The organism is Salmonella sp. 32020114201800008SM (assembly GCF_017572025.1).
In the GTDB taxonomy this organism is placed as follows: domain Bacteria; phylum Pseudomonadota; class Gammaproteobacteria; order Enterobacterales; family Enterobacteriaceae; genus Salmonella; species Salmonella enterica.
Genome location: NZ_JAGEQM010000004.1, coordinates 191,339 through 209,473 on the forward strand (window position 1 = coordinate 191,339; position 18,135 = coordinate 209,473).

Consider the following 18,135-nt stretch of genomic DNA (forward strand, 5'->3'; position numbering starts at 1 on the left):
CCGTAATCGCCTCGCTTCGTCAACGAAATTTCTTCAAATCAACGTAGACTGCACAATCTATCACCACTTTGTTGTTATTGCATGCAGAGTCAGGCAAAAAACATCGCCCATGCGGCGGAGATCGGCATCGCCAGCAACAGCGCCGGGAGCATATTCACTACCGGAAACATTTTGATTCCACATACACGCAAGCCGGTCGCCACCAGCAGCAGTCCGCCTACAGCGCTAAAGTCGCCCATCATTGCCGGCGTGGTCAGCGGAAGAATAAGGGTGGCGCAGGCGGCAAGCGTTAACTGGATAATCAACATCGGCGCGCAAATCGCCGAAACGGCGATGCCAAGCGAACAGGCGAAAATAATGGCAGTGAAAAAATCCAGAAAAGATTTAGCGATCAAAATGTTTGGATCGCCGGTCATCCCTTCATGCATCGCGCCGAAAATACCGGTGCCGCTGGCGCAAAAAAGTACAATGATAGCGACGTAACTTTGAATAAATGAGTCGTGTGTCGGCTTCTTACCCGATGCTATAAATAATTGTTGGATTTTCGCGACTGCGCCATTAATGCCTTTTTCCAGCAAACAAAACTCGCCGATAAGCGCGCCGACCAGCGTCGCCAGCACCATCACCGGAAGATTAGCGCACTTCATCACCAGCAGAATGCCAATTCCCAGAGAGCACAGACCAAAAATAGACGTCATTGAGACGCGAATCCGTTCTGGCAGACGCTGACTTAACAGCGCGCCAATAACGCCGCCGAATAAAATTGCGCCAGCGTTAATAAAAGGTCCAATTACCACAATGACTCCTGTTATTTGTCTTTCAAATTGCCTTATTATCACGCGATTAAGCTGTTAATAGCTTGATTATCTGTGACGTATAGAGCGCTGATTTTACCTTGCGCCGTCTGGTGAAAGGTGCCATGATTGCGCGAAATTTCTCCTGCCAGCATGGGGCTCGCCGGGATGAACATAGCGCCTTTATATTGTCTTCACTGTCGCCTGACTGCGCGAGGTTTGCCCCTTTCTTTCCTTTTTTTTGTCATCCCCGCTATGCGGTGAGGGCAGCGCACGCTCACTGCAGGACAACAGTAAAATCAGAAACAGTCTGTTTTTACTGATGTCTGGCGGTCGGAGCTGGTATCCAGTTTGACCCGGCATCTCGTTGGGCAAGGCATCGGGCCTTGTCTGGGGTTACTCTACTCCCGAAACGGGTATTTGCGCTTATGAAATCAATGAATATTGCCGCCAGCAGTGAACTCATCCCCCGTCTCTCCACCCACCGAAACGTAGTGGCGCTGGACAGTACCGACTTTACCGATGTGGCCGCAGTCGTCATTACCACTGCCGACAGCCGTAGCGGTATTCTGGCGTTGCTTAAACGCACCGGTTTTCACCTGCCGGTGTTTATGCTTGCGGATGAACCCGTTAGCGCGCCTGTCGGCGTTACGGCGGTAATAGGCGGGAACGCGCAGGAATGGCTGGAGCTGGAAAACGCTGCCTGTCGCTACGAAGCGGAACTTCTGCCGCCCTTTTATGGCACCCTGACCCAGTATGTCGACATGGGGAATAGTACCTTTGCTTGCCCGGGGCACCAGCATGGCGAGTTTTTTAGAAAACATCCCGCAGGCCGTCATTTTTATGACTTTTTTGGTGAAAACCTGTTTCGTGCGGATATGTGTAACGCCGATGTGAAACTTGGCGATCTGCTAATACATGAAGGTTCTGCCAAACACGCGCAGAAATTTGCGGCAAAAGTGTTTAATGCGGATAAAACCTACTTTGTGCTGAATGGAACTTCGGCGGCGAATAAAGTGGTCGCCAATGCCCTGCTGACGCGCGGCGATCTGGTGCTGTTTGATCGTAATAATCACAAATCCAACCACCACGGCGCCCTGATTCAGGCCGGGGCGACGCCGGTCTATCTTGAAGCGGCGCGTAACCCGTTTGGTTTTATCGGTGGTATTGATGCGCACTGTTTTGATGAAACGTACCTGCGCGACCAGATTCGTGACGTGATGCCGGAAAGCGCCGATGCGTCGCGTCCGTTCCGCCTGGCGATCATTCAGCTGGGTACCTATGACGGCACTATTTACAACGCCCGTCAGGTGGTGGATAAAATCGGACATCTCTGCGATTACATTCTGTTTGACTCCGCGTGGGTAGGCTATGAGCAGTTTATCAATATGATGGCGGATACCTCGCCGTTGCGGCTGGAGCTTAATGAAAACGACCCTGGGATCTTTGTGACCCAATCGGTACATAAGCAACAGGCGGGGTTCTCACAAACCTCGCAGATCCACAAAAAAGATAACCATATTCGCGGCCAGGCGCGTTTTTGCCCGCACAAACGCCTGAACAACGCCTTCATGTTGCACGCCTCGACCAGCCCGTTCTACCCGCTGTTTGCGGCGCTGGATATCAATGCCAAAATCCACGAAGGGGAGAGCGGTCGCCGCCTGTGGGCGGAGTGCGTTGCGCTGGGTATTGACGCGCGTAAAGCCATTCTCGCCCGTTGCAAACTGCTTCAGCCCTTTATCCCACTGGTGGTTGACGGCAAGCCGTGGCAGGCATATCCGACGGAGACCATTGCCAGCAATCGTCGTTTCTTCAGTTTTGAGCCCGGGGCGAAATGGCATGGCTTTGAGGGCTATGCGGATGTCCAGTATTTTGTCGACCCCTGTAAACTGTTACTGACCACGCCAGGTATTGATGCCGATAGTGGGCGGTACACCGAATTCGGCATCCCGGCGACCATTCTCGCCCACTATCTGCGTGAGAACGGTATTGTGCCTGAGAAGTGCGATCTCAACTCAATTCTGTTTTTGCTGACACCCGCCGAGAGCGAAGAGAAACTGGCGCGACTGGTCGCGATGCTGGCGCAATTTGAACGGCACATTGAAGACGATACGCCGCTTGCGGATGTATTGCCGACGGTTTTTCAGAAATACCCGGTGCGCTACCGCGATTACACCCTGCGTGAGCTATGTCAGGAGATGCACAACCTGTACGTTAGCTTTGACGTTAAGGATCTGCAAAAAGCGATGTTTCGCAAAGAAAGCCTGCCGCATGTGGCGATGAACCCACAGGATGCCAACAGCGCCTTTATTCGCGGCGATGTAGAGCTGGTGCGTATCAGCGAGGCGGGCGGGCGTATTGCTGCCGAGGGGGCATTGCCATACCCGCCGGGCGTACTGTGCGTGGTGCCGGGGGAGATTTGGGGCGGCGCGGCGCAGCGTTATTTTTTGGCGCTGGAAGAGGGCATCAATCTGTTGCCTGGTTTTTCGCCGGAATTGCAGGGGGTATATAGCGAGACCGATGCCGATGGAATTCAACGCTTGTACGGATATGTTTTAAAGTAACGTTGCCTGCAGGCCGGATAAGGCATTTACGCCTTATCCGGCCTGCGAAACAGGGCAAGAATTAATGTGCAACGGGTTGCGAACTTGCCGGAACGCGAACGTGTTTGTATTTGAACAAGGCTACGAACGCAAAGGCCAGCACCAGCGAGTAGCCTGCGAAGATGAGCCACACGGTCTGCCAGTCGGTAATGCCGTTTTGAGTGTAATACTCCACCACTTTACCGCTCACAATGCCGCCAAGGATACAGCCGAAGCCATTGGTCATCATCAGGAACATCCCCTGCGCGCTGGCGCGGATTTCCGGGCGTACTTCTTTTTCGACAAACACCGAGCCAGAAATGTTGAAGAAGTCGAAGGCGCAGCCGTACACAATCATCGACAGTACCAGCAGAACGGTACCGAACGGCGTCGGGTCGCCATAAGCGAACAGGCCGAAACGCAGCATCCACGCCACAATACTGATAAGCATAACGTTCTTAATACCATAACGGCTCAGGAAGAACGGAATGGTCAGGATGAATAACGTTTCAGAAATCTGCGAAATCGACATCATCACCGAGGCGTGCTGCACGATAAAGCTACTGGCGAATAGCGGATCTTTATCAAAGCTATGCAGGAAGGTGTTGCCAAACATGTTGGTGATCTGCAGTTCCGCGCCCAGCATCATGGAGAAGATGAAGAAAATCGCCATCCGCTTATTTTTAAACAGCGCAAAAGCGTCAAGGCCCAGCATTGATGTCCAGCTCTGGTTTTTCTGTTGGTTCGCCACCGGAATGTGCGGCAGGGTAAAGGTAAACAGTACCAGCAGAACGGAAAGCGTCGCGCCGATATAAAGCTGCATATGGCTCAGCTCGAAACCGGAGAAACTCACGCCCCACATCGCCAGAATAAAGCCGATGGTGCCCCAGATACGGATAGGCGGAAAGTCAGTCACAATATCCATGCCGGCAGACTGCAGGCGGTAATACGATATAGTATTGATCAAGCCCAACGTCGGCATATAAGCCAACGAGTTAAGCAGGATCACAAAGAACATCGCCCCAGGCGTAGTGACTTCCGCGGCCATGAATAGCGTGATGGCGCCGACGACATGACACAGGGCATAGACCCATTTCGCGCTCAGCCATTTGTCAGCCACAATGCCTAGCAAAGTCGGCATAAAGACGGCAGCAATCCCCAGTGAACTATAAACTGCGCCAATAGATGCGCCGTCAAATTTTAAGGTGACGAACATATACGAGCCCAGGGTAGTGAGCCAGCTTCCCCACAGACAGAACTGCAGAAAAGAGAGTATTTTAAGCTGCAGCTTAAGATTCATGTTAATTTCCTCACACCTGAGAGCGGATGAATGTTTTAAAAGGCACATTTGCCGTTGTGATTTGGTGTGATTCTATCAATGAGAGGCGGGCTTTTTTTGTTACCTGTGACAAATATTTGCAAACAATTTCTGATTGCAAAGCAAAAGGGTGACGGAGTTAACACTTTTGCCTTTCCCGCCTCTGTCATTTGCTGGCCAGAGGCGGGATGCGATGGTTTATCGGCGGCGATACGATCGCTGGGCGGAATTCACCTTATACAGATAGCGGCGCGACTCCGCAGATGGATGTCGGGTGGTTAATATCTGGTACACATCCCCCGGTGACATGCGGTTAATCATATTCGCGGCCTGAATTTTATCGTTCGAGAATACGCGTAATACGCTGCCTGCGCCGCCATTGTAGGCGGTAATGACCGCATAGCGCCGCGACGTCGGATTCTCAATACCGCTCAGATAGACATTATTCAACATCGCCAGATACGCTGTGCCGGTATCGATATTGCTGGCGGGGTCGAACAGGAAGTTACGGCTTGGCGTGCCGGACTTACCCTGAGAACGGAAAACATCTTTCCCGGCGCTGTGTTGCACCACCTGCATCAGGCCCAGCGCATCCGCATGGCTGACCGCATACGGGTTAAACGAGGACTCCGTTTGCATAATCGCCAGAATCAGCGACTCGTCAACGCCGTATTTACGGGAGGCCTGGCGTACCATGCCAATGTATTTATGCGCGCGTTTATCAAGGTGGTTCGGCACCAGATTAATGGTGACGCTGTAAATAATACGCAGGCCGTTACTGCGGCTTTTGAGCCGCGTTTTCAGCAAGTAATCCGCGAATGTCGTGGCACGGCCTTCCCAGCGAATAGGCTGGCCGGTATTGTCGAGGACCTGACCATACAGGAAGGGTTCTTTAGAAATTTTTATGTCATCGACATCGGAGTAAAGATCGACGGAGGTTGGGTCGTCACCCATGAGCAACGTTTTAATAATAGCCCGGCGCAGATGTGCGGTAGGTTCCGTCCCGGCGATGGTTTCAACGGTAATGGTCCCATCATCAAAGTTGATGTGGCTACGGGTCTGGAACTGATCGGTATATTTGACGTAGTCTTTCGGCCCGGCAATCAGGACTTCCTTATATCCCCACAGATTTTCAATATTGTTGGCAAATTGCCCCATCAAAATATCAAAGCCGTTGGTATCCTTGACCCAGGCTTCATTATACGTCTCGCCTTTTTTGGTCGAACTGGAGCAGGAGATGAGCAACGGCGCAATAACAGCAAGCGCGAGTAATTTTTTCATCATTCCGGGAGTGCATGTTGTGTTGTCGTTATGCCATGTTGCCGGGCAGCGGCGCTAAGGGCTTATCCGGCATAACTCACAGGCCGAATAAGCGCAGCGTCATTCAGCAACGGGCCTATTTTTTATCTTCCGGCGTATAACCTTCGATATGAACGTCTTTGCCTTCGAACAGGAAGCTCACCATCTCCTGTTCCAGCAGTTTACGGTGCTCGGCGTTCATCATGTTGAGCTTTTTCTCGTTAATCAACATGGTCTGCTTATGCTGCCACTGCGCCCACGCGTCCTTAGAGATCTCGTTATAGATACGTTTTCCTAGTTCGCCAGGGTAGAGCTGAAAATCTTGCCCTTCAGCGTCGCGTTGCAGGTAAGTACAAAAAATCGTTCTGCTCATAAGTCATCCTCTTCATCGACCGGAGCGTTAAACTGGCGCTCCGGTACGTAACTGCTGTAACAAGCGCTCCACGGGGGCCGCCAGTCCGACTGACGGCGGTTGCGCTAAGTTATACCAGAGCGCGCTGCCTTCATCCATGCAGACGCCCAGTGACGACACGGGAAGCCACATAGGCACAATATCCAGGTGGAAATGGCTAAATGTGTGGCGAAACGCGTTAAGCTGGGTCAAATTATCAGCGTTAACATGCCGTTGCGCCAGCCATTCACGTAATTCATCTTCGCTGGCGAACTGCGGGAAGCAGTAGAGTCCGCCCCATAAACCGCTGGGAGGGCGCTGCGCCAGGAAAATCTCCTGATTATGCTGTAACAATAAAAAGTAACCCGTCCGCTCCGGCAACGTCTGTTTCGGTTTCTTGCCCGGATAGTGTGACCAGCTTTCATGCGCAGCGGCGATACAACCGTTTTGCAGCGGACACAGGGTGCACTTTGGCTTTGAGCGCGTACAAACCATCGCGCCCAGATCCATCATCGCCTGATTAAAACGCTCCACGCCGTGTGCGGGCGTCACTTGCTCGCTCAGCGTCCACAGCGTATTCTCCACCTCTTTTTTTCCAGGCCAGCCGCTAACAGCATAACAGCGAGCCAGCACACGTTTAACGTTTCCATCAAGAATCGGATAATGTTTACCTAACGCGAGGGAGAGAATTGCGCCGGCGGTTGAACGCCCGACGCCGGGTAGCGCGGCGATTTCGGCAAAAGTTTGCGGGAATTCTCCACCGTGAAGCGTCGCCACCTGTTGCGCCGCTTTATGCAAATTACGTGCGCGGGCGTAATAGCCGAGCCCGGTCCATAAATGGAGTACTTCATCCAGCGGCGCATTCGCTAAATCCGTCACTGTGGGAAAGCGCGCCATAAATCGCTCAAAGTAAGGAATCACCGTCGTCACCTGCGTTTGTTGCAACATGACTTCCGAGAGCCATACTTTGTAAGGCGTCTTGTTAATTTGCCAGGGCAGCGTTTTCCGCCCGTATTTGTCGTACCAGTCCAGAACCTGGGCTGAAAATTGAGACGCTTGCATGGAAACTCATTCATTATTGCCGGGGGCAAGATTGCAGCACAGAGGCCGCAGGGTGTAAACCGGAACTTTCCGCAGTGCGCTTCATGCTTGCATCCGGCAACTAACTTTGGATAATGCCCGTTTTCAGAACTCAAACACAGCAGACTACACTTTTATGAAAAACGACGTCATTTCACCGGAATTTGATGAAAACGGACGCCCGCTGCGCCGTATTCGTAGTTTTGTTCGTCGCCAGGGGCGACTGACAAAGGGGCAAGAACACGCGCTGGAAAACTACTGGCCGGTGATGGGCGTCGAGTTCAGCGAAGCGCCGGTAGATTTCGCCACGTTGTTTGGTCGCGAAGCGCCGGTGACGCTGGAGATTGGTTTTGGCATGGGGGCGTCTCTCGTGGCGATGGCGAAAGCGCGCCCGGAGCAGAATTTCCTCGGCATTGAAGTGCATTCACCCGGTGTCGGCGCGTGTCTGGCATCCGCTCATGAAGAGGGCGTTGAAAACCTGCGCGTCATGTGCCACGACGCGGTAGAAGTGTTGCATAAAATGATTCCTGACAATTCTTTATCGATGGTTCAGCTCTTTTTCCCTGACCCGTGGCATAAAGCGCGTCATAATAAACGCCGTATCGTTCAGGTGCCGTTTGCTGAACTGGTATTGAGCAAGCTGAAATTGGGCGGCGTTTTCCATATGGCGACCGACTGGGAAGCGTATGCGGAACACATGCTTGAAGTCATGTCTTCTATCGACGGGTACAAAAATCTGTCAGAGAGCAATGATTATGTACCGCGCCCGGAATCGCGCCCGGTAACGAAATTTGAACAACGTGGCCATCGTCTTGGTCATGGCGTATGGGACTTAATGTTCGAGAGGGTGAAATAATGGCAAAGAACCGTAGTCGTCGTCTGCGTAAAAAAATGCACATTGACGAATTCCAGGAATTAGGATTTTCGGTGGCATGGCGTTTTCCGGAAGGTACATCTGAAGAGCAGGTCGATAAGACTGTCGATGACTTTATTAATGACGTTATTGAGCCTAATAAACTGGCGTTTGACGGCAGCGGCTACCTGGCCTGGGAAGGGCTGATTTGTATGCAGGAAATCGGTAAATGTACCGAAGAACATCAGGCGATTGTGCGTAAGTGGCTGGAAGCGCGCAACCTTGAAGAAGTCCGAACCAGCGAACTTTTCGACGTTTGGTGGGACTAATAAGTACAGGGTCGGCAAATGCCGGCCCGCTTTGTCTTGAGGGAAAGTTATGATGCGCAAAACGCTGCTGGCGACAGTGCTAACGTTTACGGCGATGGCCGCTCATGCAGATTACAAATGCAGCGTCACGCCGCGTGACGATGTGATCCTGAGTCCACAAACGGTGCAGGTGAAAGGTGAAAACGGCAACCTGGTGATCACGCCGGACGGCAATGTGATGTACAACGGTAAGCAGTACACCCTTAGCGCCGCGCAGCGCGAGCAGGCGAAAGATTACCAGGCGGAACTGCGAAGCGCGCTGCCGTGGATTGATGAGGGCGCCCGATCGCGCGTCGAAAAAGGCCGCGTGGCGCTGGATAAAATCATCGCTAAAGAGGTGGGCGAAAGCAGCAACATGCGTAGCCGCCTGACGAAGCTTGATGCGCAATTAAAAGCGCAAATGAACCGTATTATCGAACATCGTACGGACGGCCTGACGTTCCACTATAAGGCTATCGACCAGGTGCGTGCCGACGGTCAGCAGTTGGTGAATCAGGCGATGGGCGGTATTTTGCAGGACAGCATTAACGAAATGGGCGCCAAAGCGGTGCTTAAAGGCGGCGGCAATCCTTTACAGGGCGTGATGGGCAGCCTCGGTGGTTTGCAAACCGCTATCCAGAACGAATGGAAAAATCAGGAGAAAGATTTCCAGCAGTTTGGCAAAGATGTCTGTAGCCGCGTAGTGACCTTAGAAGATAGCCGCAAAGCGCTGGTTGGCAGCCTGAAGTAATCTTTCCTTTTTAAACAATGGCGTAGATCGTATCTGCGCCTTTTTATTCTGTTTTTTCCTGCATTTTGTTATCCATCTCTAAAAAATACTCTCTGTTGGATATATATCGCTGGTTAATCGTATGACATCACATTATTCGTCTGCAATATAGGGATAATGCGACCAGTTGACATAACTGGAGATATAACATGGAGTTTTTCAGGAAAACGGCATTAGCTGCTCTGGTAATGGGTTTCAGCGGCGCAGCGTTCGCTTTACCGAATATCACCATCTTAGCGACCGGCGGAACGATCGCTGGTGGCGGTGATTCAGCAACAAAATCAAATTATACGGCAGGTAAAGTTGGCGTCGAAAATCTGGTGGATGCCGTTCCTCAATTGAAGGACATTGCGGTAGTGAAAGGCGAGCAGGTCGTTAACATTGGCTCGCAGGATATGAACGATGAAGTCTGGCTCACGCTGGCGAAAAAAATCAATACCGAGTGCGACAGCACCGACGGTTTCGTGATCACCCACGGTACTGATACGATGGAAGAGACCGCTTATTTCCTCGATCTGACCGTGAAATGCAATAAACCGGTGGTACTGGTCGGCGCGATGCGTCCTTCCACGTCAATGAGCGCAGATGGCCCGTTCAACCTCTATAATGCGGTAGTAACAGCGGCTGATAAACAGTCTGCCAACCGCGGCGTGCTGGTGGTAATGAATGATACCGTCATGGACGGACGCGACGTCACTAAGACCAATACGACTGACGTGGCGACGTTTAAAGCGGTTAACTACGGCCCGCTGGGTTATATCCACAACGGTAAAATTGACTACCAGCGTACGCCAGAGCGTAAACATACCACCTCCACCCCGTTCGACGTGTCGAAGCTGACCGCGTTGCCGAAAGTCGGTATCGTTTATAACTATGCGAATGCGTCCGATCTGCCGGCAAAAGCGCTGGTAGACGCGGGTTATGACGGGATCGTGAGCGCAGGCGTGGGTAACGGCAACCTGTATAAAACGGTCTTTGATACCCTGGCGACCGCCGCGCACAACGGTACGGTAGTGGTGCGTTCTTCACGTGTGCCGACTGGCGCAACCACGCAGGATGCGGAAGTTGACGATGCAAAATACGGCTTTGTCGCTTCCGGCACGCTGAACCCGCAAAAAGCGCGTGTCTTACTGCAACTGGCGTTAACCCAGACTAAAGATCCAAAACAGATCCAGACGATGTTCAATCAGTATTAAAGATAATGCCCCGGTCGGAAGGCCGGGGCCATCTTTGGAAGACCTCTCGCACAACCAACACTATTATCTTGCTAATTATCATCCTGGTTATGATAATCGTGGGCGTCATGTCTCTGGACGGGAGGTCCACAAGTGGTTCGACAATGGATTGCTGGCGCAGCGCTGTTTGCCCTGATTTCAGGCTATAGCTGGGCAGAGGTTGCTCAACCCTCCGATAACATCTTAAAAGAACAGTTTAGTAAGCAGTACCACGGCATACTTAAACTGGATTCCATTACCTTAAAAAATCTTGATTCGACGGGCAATCAGGCCACCTGGTCTGCCGAAGGGGATATTTCTTCCCGTGAAGATATGTATACCGGCGTTGGTATGGCGGCGGATTATTATTTTGTTGAAAAAACCTGGACCAAAGATCGTCCCGTTAAATTTTCTGCCATGTTAACCAGCAAAGGGACGCCAGCCTCTGGCTGGACGGTGAGCTATTACTCATTACAAATGGCAGCCAGCGATCAGGGCCGGGCTATTGACGACATTAAAACGAATGATAAATACCTGATCGTCAACAGTGATGACTTTAACTATCGGTTTGGCAACATTGAAGCCTCCTGGCGTGCGCAGAAAGCGTCGATCCCCGGTCTTGAAGAACAACTCTCTGCCCTGGATAAGAAAATAGCGGTAGCTAAAAAAGAAGCGGACGCGTATTGGGGAAAAGGCGCTGATGGGAAACCGTTGACCCGCGCCGAGGCGTTTAAAAAGACGTTAAAAGAGCGCGATGATTATGTAAAAGCCAACGATAGCAGCGTATATGCCGAGAAATACGAAAAAGAGGTCTATCAACCGGCATTAGACGCGTGTCGTAAGCAGAGTGAGCCGTGCAATGAAGCGGCTATTCAGCAGAAAAGAGATTTAGACATACACGAGCAACGGCGGCAGGTATTTTTGAAATCAGAAGAGCTGCGTCGAAAAGCGCAGAATGACTGGATAACGTTAGAGAAAGGACAATATCCGCTGAATATAGCGGTACAGAAACTTCAGATGCAACAGAGTGATATCCGTGTGAAAATTATGGATATTAATGACGGTTACGAGCGCTGGAAAAAAGATACCGACGATTTGCGTCGTAAAGGGGTTATTAAATAATGCGCTTGCCGGCGGCGCATTAACCGCCACAGGTCGGTAAGCGTCGCGCCATCAGGTATTTTACCCGCTGGCGCGACAGGCTTATTCCTTGTTATTCCGCGAGAAATAACTCAAGAAGAGAGTTTAAAAACAGTTTACCGTGCCGGGTAATCTGCCAGTATTGCTCGCATTCGGTCAGGTAGCCCTGGGCAATAGCCTCGTCGATTGGCTGACGAATAACCGCTTCCGTAAGCCCGGTATAGGCGACAAATTCGGCGCGAGGCGCGCGCTCCAGCAACCGAAAACGGTTCATAAAGAACTCAAAGGGTTTATCGTCATCACTCACGTCACGCTGGCTTTCCAGGTAACGTCCCTGCATATAACCGCGTGGGTGACGGGTTTTGGTGGTGCGCAGGATCCTGCCGCCCGGGAAGGTGACTTTACCGTGGGCGCCGCAGCCAATCCCCAGATAGTCGCCAAAGCGCCAGTAGTTCAGATTATGCTGGCACTGATAACCGGGTTTGGCATAGGCCGAAGTTTCGTATTGCTGATAGCCCGCGGCGGTTAATAACTGGTGGCCCTGCTCAAAGATATCCCACAGTGCGTCATCGTCCGGTAAAACCGGCGGACGCGAACCGAACAGAGTGTTGGGTTCAATCGTCAATTGATACCATGAGAGATGCGGCGGATTAAGCGCAATCGCCTGTCGCAAATCATTCAGCGCCTCTTCCAGCGTTTGATCCGGCAATCCATGCATCAAGTCGAGGTTAAAGCTGCGTAGTCCAAGCCCATTTGCCAGTCTTGCTGCCCGCATCGCCTCTTGTGGACCGTGAATACGGCCAAGACGTTTCAGCTTAGGCTCACTAAAGCTCTGCACGCCAATGGAGATCCGGTTTACGCCGGCGCGCTGATAGTCGATGAAGCGGTCGGCTTCGACCGTGCCGGGGTTCGCTTCCATAGTAATTTCCGCATCCGCCGCCAGGTTCAGGCGCGTGCGCACGCCGTCCAGCAGCGTTTGCATCGCCGGCCCGGAAAGCAGGCTTGGCGTACCGCCGCCAATAAAAATGGTCTTTACTTCACGCCCTTGCGCCCAGGCGACGTCGGCATCCAGATCGTTTAACAGATGCTGGACGTAGTCGTCATGCGGCACCTCGCCCTTCAACGCATGGGAATTGAAGTCGCAATATGGACATTTTTGTACACACCAGGGAATATGAATATAAAGACTGAGCGGCGGTAGTTTAGCCATTGCGTAACGCATCCAGCAGCAGCTTGAGCGCTTGTCCACGGTGGGAAATCGCGCTTTTTTCTTCACGGGTCAGTTCTGCGGCGGTTTTGCCTTCAGACGGTACGAAGAAAATAGGATCATAGCCAAATCCGCCATTTCCGGCCGCCTGGCGAGTAATGACGCCAGGCCAGCTACCGTGACAGACTATCGGTGTGGGATCTTCGGCATGACGCAAATAAACCAGTACACAATGGAATCGCGCCTGGCGTTTGTCGTCCGGAACATCCCGTAGAGTATGCAGCAGTTTTTCCAGATTTTGCTGATCTGTCGCGTTTTCACCAGAATAGCGCGCGGAATAGATACCCGGCGCGCCGCCTAAAACGTCAACGGCCAGACCGGAGTCATCGGCAATGGCGGGCAGACCGGTCATTTTAGCGGCATGGCGCGCTTTGATAATCGCGTTTTCAATAAACGTCAGGCCGGTTTCTTCCGCGGAGTCAACGCCCAGTTCCGTTTGCGCTACCACATCAAGCCCAAAATCGCTTAACAGCGACGCGAGCTCGCGCACTTTACCGGCGTTGCCGGTTGCGAGAACAACTTTTTGCATGGAATACCTACTCAGTTAACGCCGCAATTTCCGGCGGGATCTGTTGCGGGTGAATAATTTTTACCTGTTTGTGACGGCCCAGCTCGCCTTTTTCGATGACGATCTGACTTTTCGCCACGCGAAACTGTTTACCAAGAAACTTGGTCAGATGGCTGTTTGCCTGACCGTCAACCGGCGGGGCAGTAATGGCGACTTTCACCTCGTCGCCATGTAAGCCCACAATACTGTCGCGGCTGGCTTTCGGCTGAATATAAAGCCGTAACACCAGACCGTCTTCGCAGCGAGTCACAGCACTCATAGCGCCATCCACAGCCCCGGCAGCAACATGTTGCCTGTCGCTTGTAAGACTTCAGCGATCCCCATATTAACGACATACAGCAGCAGCACCAGAACCATCGGCGAGAAGTCGATGCCGCCCATCGCAGGCAGTATACGGCGAATCGGGCTGAGCAGCGGCTCGGCAAGCTGAATCAATACATATTCAATCGGGCTACGACCCTGGCTCACCCAGCTCATGATAGCCATGACCAGCAGCACCCAGAAGATCAGCAGGCCGATTGTTTTAAGCAAGATAAGCACTGCGGCAATCCAGATAATCGCCTGAAACGTAATGACCTTAAACAGCACTATCGCCTTAATAACGCTAAGAATAAACGCCACCAGCAGGGAAGCGCTGTCAATCGGCCCCATTGGCGGGATAATACGACGCAGCGGTCCGATGATGGGCTGCGTAATTTTCACCACGAACTGGGAGAAAGGGTTGTAAAAGTCACAGCGGGCCCACTGCATCCACACGCGCAATAATAGCACCATGGTATACAGCTCAATTACCGTTGAGAGCAGGAAGGTCAACGTATTCATGGCGTTCCTCAGTTTTCCTTAATTTTTTGTGTAATCACGAGCACCAAAGATAGCGGTGCCGATGCGCACCATTGTGCTACCTGCCGCAATCGCGGCTTCCATATCGTCGCTCATACCCAGAGATAAGGTATCAACGTCAGGGTAGCGCGCTTTCAGCCCGGCAAATGCTACAGCCATTTGACGTGCGACTTCAAACTGCCTTACATAATCTGACTCTGGCGCCGGGATCGCCATCAGTCCGCGAAGCCGCAGACGCGGCAGTGTAGCCACCGCAGCGGCCAGCTCATCCAGTTCCGCCAGCGGAATGCCTGATTTGCTGTTTTCATCGCTGATATTAATTTGGATCAGAACATTTAGCGCCGGCAGATTATCCGGGCGCTGTTCGCTCAGACGCGAGGCGATACGCAGGCGATCGATGGTATGACACCAGTCAAAATGCTCGGCCACCAGCCGACTTTTGTTGGACTGTAAAGGGCCAATAAAGTGCCAGTGCAGGCCTTCCACTTTCGCTTCCTGAAAGTGGCGGATTTTTTCCACCCCCTCTTGTACATAATTTTCACCAAATGCCCGTTGTCCGGCGGCAATGGCTTCTGCGATGTCGCTCGCAGGTTTGGTTTTACTCACTGCAAGCAACGTAACTTCTTCTGAAGAGCGGCCGCAACGCGTCGCCGCAGCGGAGATTTTGTCCCGGATGTGTGCCAGGTTATGCGCGATATCGTTCATTTTCCGAGGATGTTTATATGAATATGGAAGAAATTGTGACGCTTAGTGTAAAGCATAACGTCTCGGATCTACACCTGTGTAACGCCTGGCCTGCGCGATGGCGCAAACAAGGACGCATGGAGAACGCGCCTTTTACCGCGCCTGATGTCGACAGGCTTCTGCTTGATTGGCTTAATGATGCGCAACAATATCAGTGGCGAACGCACGGCCAGCTTGATTTCGCCGTCTCGCTGTCTGGCACGCGGCGCCTGCGCGCCAGTGCGTTCACACATCAACAGGGAACGTCGCTGGCGCTACGGCTATTGCCCGAGCGTTGTCCTGATCTGGCGGAAATCCAGACGCCGCCGATAGTACCCGCACTGCTTGCCAGCGAGAACGGACTGATTCTGGTCACTGGCGCTACTGGCTGCGGGAAATCCACCACGCTGGCGGCGATGGTGGGATATCTTAATCAACATGCCGATAAACATATCCTGACGCTGGAAGATCCTATTGAGTACCGTTACACCAGCAAGCGTTGCCTGATACAGCAGCGGGAAATCGGCCAGCATTGCGCCACTTTTGCCGCCGGGCTGCGCGCAGCGTTACGTGAAGATCCCGATGTCATTTTGCTGGGAGAGCTGCGTGACAGCGAGACCATTCGCCTGGCGCTGACGGCGGCGGAAACGGGGCATCTGGTACTGGCAACCCTGCATACTCGCGGTGCGGCGCAGGCGGTGGAAAGATTAGTGGATAGTTTTCCGGCGCAGGAAAAAGAACCGGTACGCAGCCAACTGGCGGGTAGTCTGCGCGCCGTACTATCACAAAAACTGGAGGTCGACAGACAGGATGGGCGCGTGGCGTTGTTTGAATTACTGATTAATACGCCAGCCACAGGGAATTTGATCCGTGAAGGCAAACTCCATCAGTTGGCCCACGTGATACAAACCGGGCAGCAGCAGGGGATGATGACATTCGCCCAGAGCGCGCAATGGCGTCAGGTGCAGGGACGGCTGTAGCGAAGATGGCGGCATAGGGGGGGAGGAAAGTGTTGACTGGCGCGGTGGATTGAACGGCATGCAGGCTTGTATCCTGGCGAACCGGCGTTAAAATCGCAGCTTTGTTAAAACCACAGCGAAGCCATTTAACGATGTCATCACAACCGAATCAAAGCCTGATAGATGGCATTCGCTGTCTGCAATATCTGGTTTCCAGCGACCGTGCTATCGGATGTCGCGAGCTTGCCCGGCTGATGGATATTAATACCACGCGCGTTAATCGCCTGTTAATGACGATGGCCTCTATTGGACTCACGATGCAGGATGAGCACCGACGCTATTTACCCGGGCCAGGCATTCATGCTTTGGCGGCGCAGGCGATTCGTGGTTCAGCGCTGTTCTCCCATGCGTTGCCTATCCTTGAACGCCATGCGCCCAAAGACATCGTGGTGGCATTAGGCGTGCTATGGGAAGACCAGATTATCTATATTTATCACTCTACGCCGGGTTCGCAGGGAAGTCAGGCGCTGGCGGGGTTTCGCATGTGCCCGGCCTGGCAGTCGGTAACAGGAGTGGCGTTACTGGCGGCAGAAAGCGATGAGGCGCTAATGCAGCGTTTTACTCCGGAGCAGTGGTGTAATCTGGCGCCGCATGTGGCGCAGCAGCGCCAGCGGGGATACGTGCTGTGGCATCACGCTGATGGTGAAGTTTCTATGGCGCAACCGCTAGACAAGCACGCCGCAGCGCTGGCCTTTGCGGGAATGTGGCGGATTGATGAGGCGGAGGCGGCTGCGCGTTTACAGGCGCTGAAGGCACTAAACCAGCTTATTGCCCAGTAAGCCTGGCAACCGTGACCGCGTTACCCGCCTGCTGACAAAAACGGCTTTAATACCCCTGTTCAAAATAGCTTTCGAGGATAATCACGGCGGAGGCCGAGTCCACTTTGCCTTTGTTCAGCGCGCGATACCCACCTCGTTCAAACAGACCGGAGCGTGCTTCAACGGTGCTGAGTCGTTCATCGTGCAGCGTGACAGTTACCCCGAAACGCCCATGAATACGGTTGGCGAATTTACGTGCGCGCGCCGTCAGCGGCTGTTCAGTGCCATCCATATTGAGCGGTAGCCCGACAATAATTTCGTCCGGCTGCCACTCTTTCAGCAAACGTTCAATGAGCGTCCAGTCGGGCGTGCCGTCCTGTGCTTTGATTGCCGGAAGCGGACGGGCGGTGCCGGTAATGCGTTGTCCTATTGCAACGCCGATGCTTTTTGTGCCGAAGTCAAAGGCCAGTAAGGTGCCGCTCATCAGGCGTGCCCCGCAACGCCAGGCATGGTCAGAATATCAATGCCAATAAGTTTTGCCGCTTCGCGCCAGCGCTCGGCAATGGGCGTTTTGAACAAAATATTGAGATCGGCGGGCGCGGTAAGCCAGGCGTTATCAAGCAGCTCTTGTTCAAGCTGGCCTTTATCCCAGGAGGCGTAGCCCAGCGCGACCAGCACATCGGAAGGCTGTTGTTGGGTACCTAACGTTTCCAGCACATCGCGGGAGGTGGTAATCACGGTATTGTCTGAGATACGAATGCTGGAGGCGAAACGTGACGGCGGAGTATGGAGAATAAATCCGCGATCTTCCGCCAGCGGGCCGCCGAGCATCACGGCTTTATCAAGACGAATTGCCGAATCGCGCGGTTCCGGCGTAATTTTTAGTTTTTCCAGAATCCCTTCAATTTGCAGATTTTCCAAAGGCTTATTAATAATAATCCCCATAGCGCCGTCCTGGTTGTGCTCGCAAATATACACTACGGAACGGCGGAAAATCGGGTCCTGGAGCGCAGGCATGGCAATAAGAAAGTGATGCTGTAAATTCATTGTCAGAGGTTCTGTTTCCTGGTTCAAAAAAACGACAGCGTTCAGTATGTGGGGAAAGCGGACGGTTGTCACTCATATAAGCCGTCTTTTGCCAAAGGACGGCGG

The 18,135-nt window shown here is 52.7% G+C and carries 20 protein-coding genes; 8 read left to right on the forward strand and 12 right to left on the reverse strand.

Annotated elements, in window-relative coordinates; all coding sequences use genetic code 11:
• Positions 1 to 89: 89 nt before the first annotated feature.
• Positions 90 to 797, reverse strand: coding sequence for a DUF554 domain-containing protein (locus tag J4613_RS13165; RefSeq protein ID WP_000234462.1), 708 nt, complete (start codon positions 795 to 797; stop codon positions 90 to 92).
• Between the two features lie 425 nt (positions 798 to 1,222).
• Here J4613_RS13165 and J4613_RS13170 point away from each other — a divergent pair, with 425 nt between their 5' ends.
• Positions 1,223 to 3,358 carry an ornithine decarboxylase gene (locus J4613_RS13170; RefSeq protein ID WP_111742239.1) on the forward strand — a complete coding sequence of 712 codons (2,136 nt, stop codon included), beginning with the start codon at positions 1,223 to 1,225 and terminating at the stop codon, positions 3,356 to 3,358.
• Between the two features lie 61 nt (positions 3,359 to 3,419).
• Here the strand turns inward: J4613_RS13170 and J4613_RS13175 are convergent, their stop codons facing one another.
• The 4 genes from J4613_RS13175 to mutY form a co-directional block, all read right to left on the reverse strand.
• On the reverse strand, positions 3,420 to 4,676 hold the full coding sequence (locus tag J4613_RS13175) for a nucleoside permease (RefSeq protein ID WP_001049804.1): 1,257 nt from the start codon (positions 4,674 to 4,676) through the stop codon (positions 3,420 to 3,422).
• Between the two features lie 216 nt (positions 4,677 to 4,892).
• On the reverse strand, positions 4,893 to 5,978 hold the full coding sequence (gene mltC / locus J4613_RS13180; protein ID WP_000976289.1) for a membrane-bound lytic murein transglycosylase MltC: 1,086 nt from the start codon (positions 5,976 to 5,978) through the stop codon (positions 4,893 to 4,895).
• A 112-nt stretch (positions 5,979 to 6,090) separates the two neighbouring features.
• Positions 6,091 to 6,366 (reverse strand): oxidative damage protection protein, encoded by a 276-nt coding sequence (locus J4613_RS13185; RefSeq protein ID WP_000091706.1) that lies wholly within the window; start codon positions 6,364 to 6,366, stop codon positions 6,091 to 6,093.
• A 27-nt stretch (positions 6,367 to 6,393) separates the two neighbouring features.
• A complete protein-coding gene (gene mutY / locus J4613_RS13190; protein WP_001148947.1) occupies positions 6,394 to 7,446 on the reverse strand; it encodes an A/G-specific adenine glycosylase in 1,053 nt (350 codons plus the stop codon).
• A gap of 154 nt (positions 7,447 to 7,600) precedes the next feature.
• Between mutY and trmB the strand changes: the two genes are divergently transcribed.
• The 5 genes from trmB (at position 7,601) to J4613_RS13215 (ending at position 11,790) form a co-directional block, all read left to right on the forward strand.
• Complete coding sequence (gene trmB, locus J4613_RS13195) at positions 7,601 to 8,320, forward strand: tRNA (guanosine(46)-N7)-methyltransferase TrmB (RefSeq protein WP_000786890.1); 720 nt, start codon at positions 7,601 to 7,603, stop codon at positions 8,318 to 8,320.
• Entirely contained in the window at positions 8,320 to 8,646 is a 327-nt protein-coding gene (locus J4613_RS13200; protein ID WP_001107574.1) for a YggL family protein, read from the forward strand. Before trmB ends, J4613_RS13200 begins: the two co-directional genes overlap by 1 nt.
• A 49-nt stretch (positions 8,647 to 8,695) precedes the next feature.
• Positions 8,696 to 9,415 carry a DUF2884 domain-containing protein gene (locus J4613_RS13205; RefSeq protein ID WP_000984838.1) on the forward strand — a complete coding sequence of 240 codons (720 nt, stop codon included), beginning with the start codon at positions 8,696 to 8,698 and terminating at the stop codon, positions 9,413 to 9,415.
• 188 nt (positions 9,416 to 9,603) lie between these two features.
• Positions 9,604 to 10,650, forward strand: a complete 1,047-nt coding sequence (ansB, locus tag J4613_RS13210) for an L-asparaginase 2 (RefSeq protein ID WP_000394189.1) — start codon at positions 9,604 to 9,606, stop codon at positions 10,648 to 10,650.
• 132 nt (positions 10,651 to 10,782) lie between these two features.
• Positions 10,783 to 11,790: a DUF1202 domain-containing protein gene (locus tag J4613_RS13215; RefSeq protein ID WP_000252200.1), complete on the forward strand. Its 1,008-nt coding sequence runs from the start codon at positions 10,783 to 10,785 to the stop codon at positions 11,788 to 11,790.
• 91 nt (positions 11,791 to 11,881) lie between these two features.
• Here the strand turns inward: J4613_RS13215 and hemW are convergent, their stop codons facing one another.
• Genes hemW through J4613_RS13240 form a run of 5 tightly spaced genes read right to left on the reverse strand, consistent with a single transcriptional unit; the run spans position 11,882 to position 15,188 of the window.
• On the reverse strand, positions 11,882 to 13,018 hold the full coding sequence (gene hemW / locus J4613_RS13220; RefSeq protein WP_079798516.1) for a radical SAM family heme chaperone HemW: 1,137 nt from the start codon (positions 13,016 to 13,018) through the stop codon (positions 11,882 to 11,884).
• A complete protein-coding gene (locus tag J4613_RS13225; protein ID WP_001174764.1) occupies positions 13,011 to 13,604 on the reverse strand; it encodes an XTP/dITP diphosphatase in 594 nt (197 codons plus the stop codon). Before J4613_RS13225 ends, hemW begins: the two co-directional genes overlap by 8 nt.
• A 7-nt stretch (positions 13,605 to 13,611) precedes the next feature.
• Positions 13,612 to 13,902 (reverse strand): DUF167 family protein YggU, encoded by a 291-nt coding sequence (gene yggU / locus J4613_RS13230; RefSeq protein ID WP_001277205.1) that lies wholly within the window; start codon positions 13,900 to 13,902, stop codon positions 13,612 to 13,614.
• Positions 13,899 to 14,465 carry a YggT family protein gene (locus J4613_RS13235; protein WP_001094848.1) on the reverse strand — a complete coding sequence of 189 codons (567 nt, stop codon included), beginning with the start codon at positions 14,463 to 14,465 and terminating at the stop codon, positions 13,899 to 13,901. Before J4613_RS13235 ends, yggU begins: the two co-directional genes overlap by 4 nt.
• An 18-nt stretch (positions 14,466 to 14,483) precedes the next feature.
• Positions 14,484 to 15,188: a YggS family pyridoxal phosphate-dependent enzyme gene (locus J4613_RS13240; protein WP_000997790.1), complete on the reverse strand. Its 705-nt coding sequence runs from the start codon at positions 15,186 to 15,188 to the stop codon at positions 14,484 to 14,486.
• Positions 15,189 to 15,205: 17 nt separating this feature from the next.
• On the opposite strand from J4613_RS13240, the gene J4613_RS13245 reads away from it, so the two are divergent.
• Entirely contained in the window at positions 15,206 to 16,186 is a 981-nt protein-coding gene (locus J4613_RS13245; protein WP_001653704.1) for a type IV pilus twitching motility protein PilT, read from the forward strand.
• Between the two features lie 131 nt (positions 16,187 to 16,317).
• Positions 16,318 to 17,004, forward strand: coding sequence for an IclR family transcriptional regulator (locus J4613_RS13250; protein ID WP_023201388.1), 687 nt, complete (start codon positions 16,318 to 16,320; stop codon positions 17,002 to 17,004).
• A 46-nt stretch (positions 17,005 to 17,050) separates the two neighbouring features.
• Here the strand turns inward: J4613_RS13250 and ruvX are convergent, their stop codons facing one another.
• The gene (gene ruvX / locus J4613_RS13255) at positions 17,051 to 17,467 is read right to left on the reverse strand and encodes a Holliday junction resolvase RuvX (protein WP_000017096.1); all 417 of its coding nucleotides are present in this window, start codon (positions 17,465 to 17,467) and stop codon (positions 17,051 to 17,053) included.
• The gene (locus J4613_RS13260) at positions 17,467 to 18,030 is read right to left on the reverse strand and encodes a YqgE/AlgH family protein (protein WP_001053167.1); all 564 of its coding nucleotides are present in this window, start codon (positions 18,028 to 18,030) and stop codon (positions 17,467 to 17,469) included. The genes ruvX and J4613_RS13260 overlap by 1 nt, the downstream gene beginning before the upstream one ends.
• Between the last annotated feature and the right edge of the window lie 105 nt (positions 18,031 to 18,135).

Coding starts and splice junctions, on each gene's coding strand:
- J4613_RS13170 (WP_111742239.1), top strand. CDS start 1,223: ATGAAATCAATGAATATTGCCGCCAGCAGTGAACTCATCCCCCGTCTC.
- J4613_RS13175 (WP_001049804.1), bottom strand. CDS start 4,676: ATGAATCTTAAGCTGCAGCTTAAAATACTCTCTTTTCTGCAGTTCTGT.
- mltC (WP_000976289.1), bottom strand. CDS start 5,978: ATGATGAAAAAATTACTCGCGCTTGCTGTTATTGCGCCGTTGCTCATC.
- J4613_RS13185 (WP_000091706.1), bottom strand. CDS start 6,366: ATGAGCAGAACGATTTTTTGTACTTACCTGCAACGCGACGCTGAAGGG.
- mutY (WP_001148947.1), bottom strand. CDS start 7,446: ATGCAAGCGTCTCAATTTTCAGCCCAGGTTCTGGACTGGTACGACAAA.
- trmB (WP_000786890.1), top strand. CDS start 7,601: ATGAAAAACGACGTCATTTCACCGGAATTTGATGAAAACGGACGCCCG.
- J4613_RS13200 (WP_001107574.1), top strand. CDS start 8,320: ATGGCAAAGAACCGTAGTCGTCGTCTGCGTAAAAAAATGCACATTGAC.
- J4613_RS13205 (WP_000984838.1), top strand. CDS start 8,696: ATGATGCGCAAAACGCTGCTGGCGACAGTGCTAACGTTTACGGCGATG.
- ansB (WP_000394189.1), top strand. CDS start 9,604: ATGGAGTTTTTCAGGAAAACGGCATTAGCTGCTCTGGTAATGGGTTTC.
- hemW (WP_079798516.1), bottom strand. CDS start 13,018: ATGGCTAAACTACCGCCGCTCAGTCTTTATATTCATATTCCCTGGTGT.
- J4613_RS13225 (WP_001174764.1), bottom strand. CDS start 13,604: ATGCAAAAAGTTGTTCTCGCAACCGGCAACGCCGGTAAAGTGCGCGAG.
- yggU (WP_001277205.1), bottom strand. CDS start 13,902: ATGAGTGCTGTGACTCGCTGCGAAGACGGTCTGGTGTTACGGCTTTAT.
- J4613_RS13235 (WP_001094848.1), bottom strand. CDS start 14,465: ATGAATACGTTGACCTTCCTGCTCTCAACGGTAATTGAGCTGTATACC.
- J4613_RS13240 (WP_000997790.1), bottom strand. CDS start 15,188: ATGAACGATATCGCGCATAACCTGGCACACATCCGGGACAAAATCTCC.
- J4613_RS13245 (WP_001653704.1), top strand. CDS start 15,206: ATGAATATGGAAGAAATTGTGACGCTTAGTGTAAAGCATAACGTCTCG.
- J4613_RS13250 (WP_023201388.1), top strand. CDS start 16,318: ATGTCATCACAACCGAATCAAAGCCTGATAGATGGCATTCGCTGTCTG.
- ruvX (WP_000017096.1), bottom strand. CDS start 17,467: ATGAGCGGCACCTTACTGGCCTTTGACTTCGGCACAAAAAGCATCGGC.
- J4613_RS13260 (WP_001053167.1), bottom strand. CDS start 18,030: ATGAATTTACAGCATCACTTTCTTATTGCCATGCCTGCGCTCCAGGAC.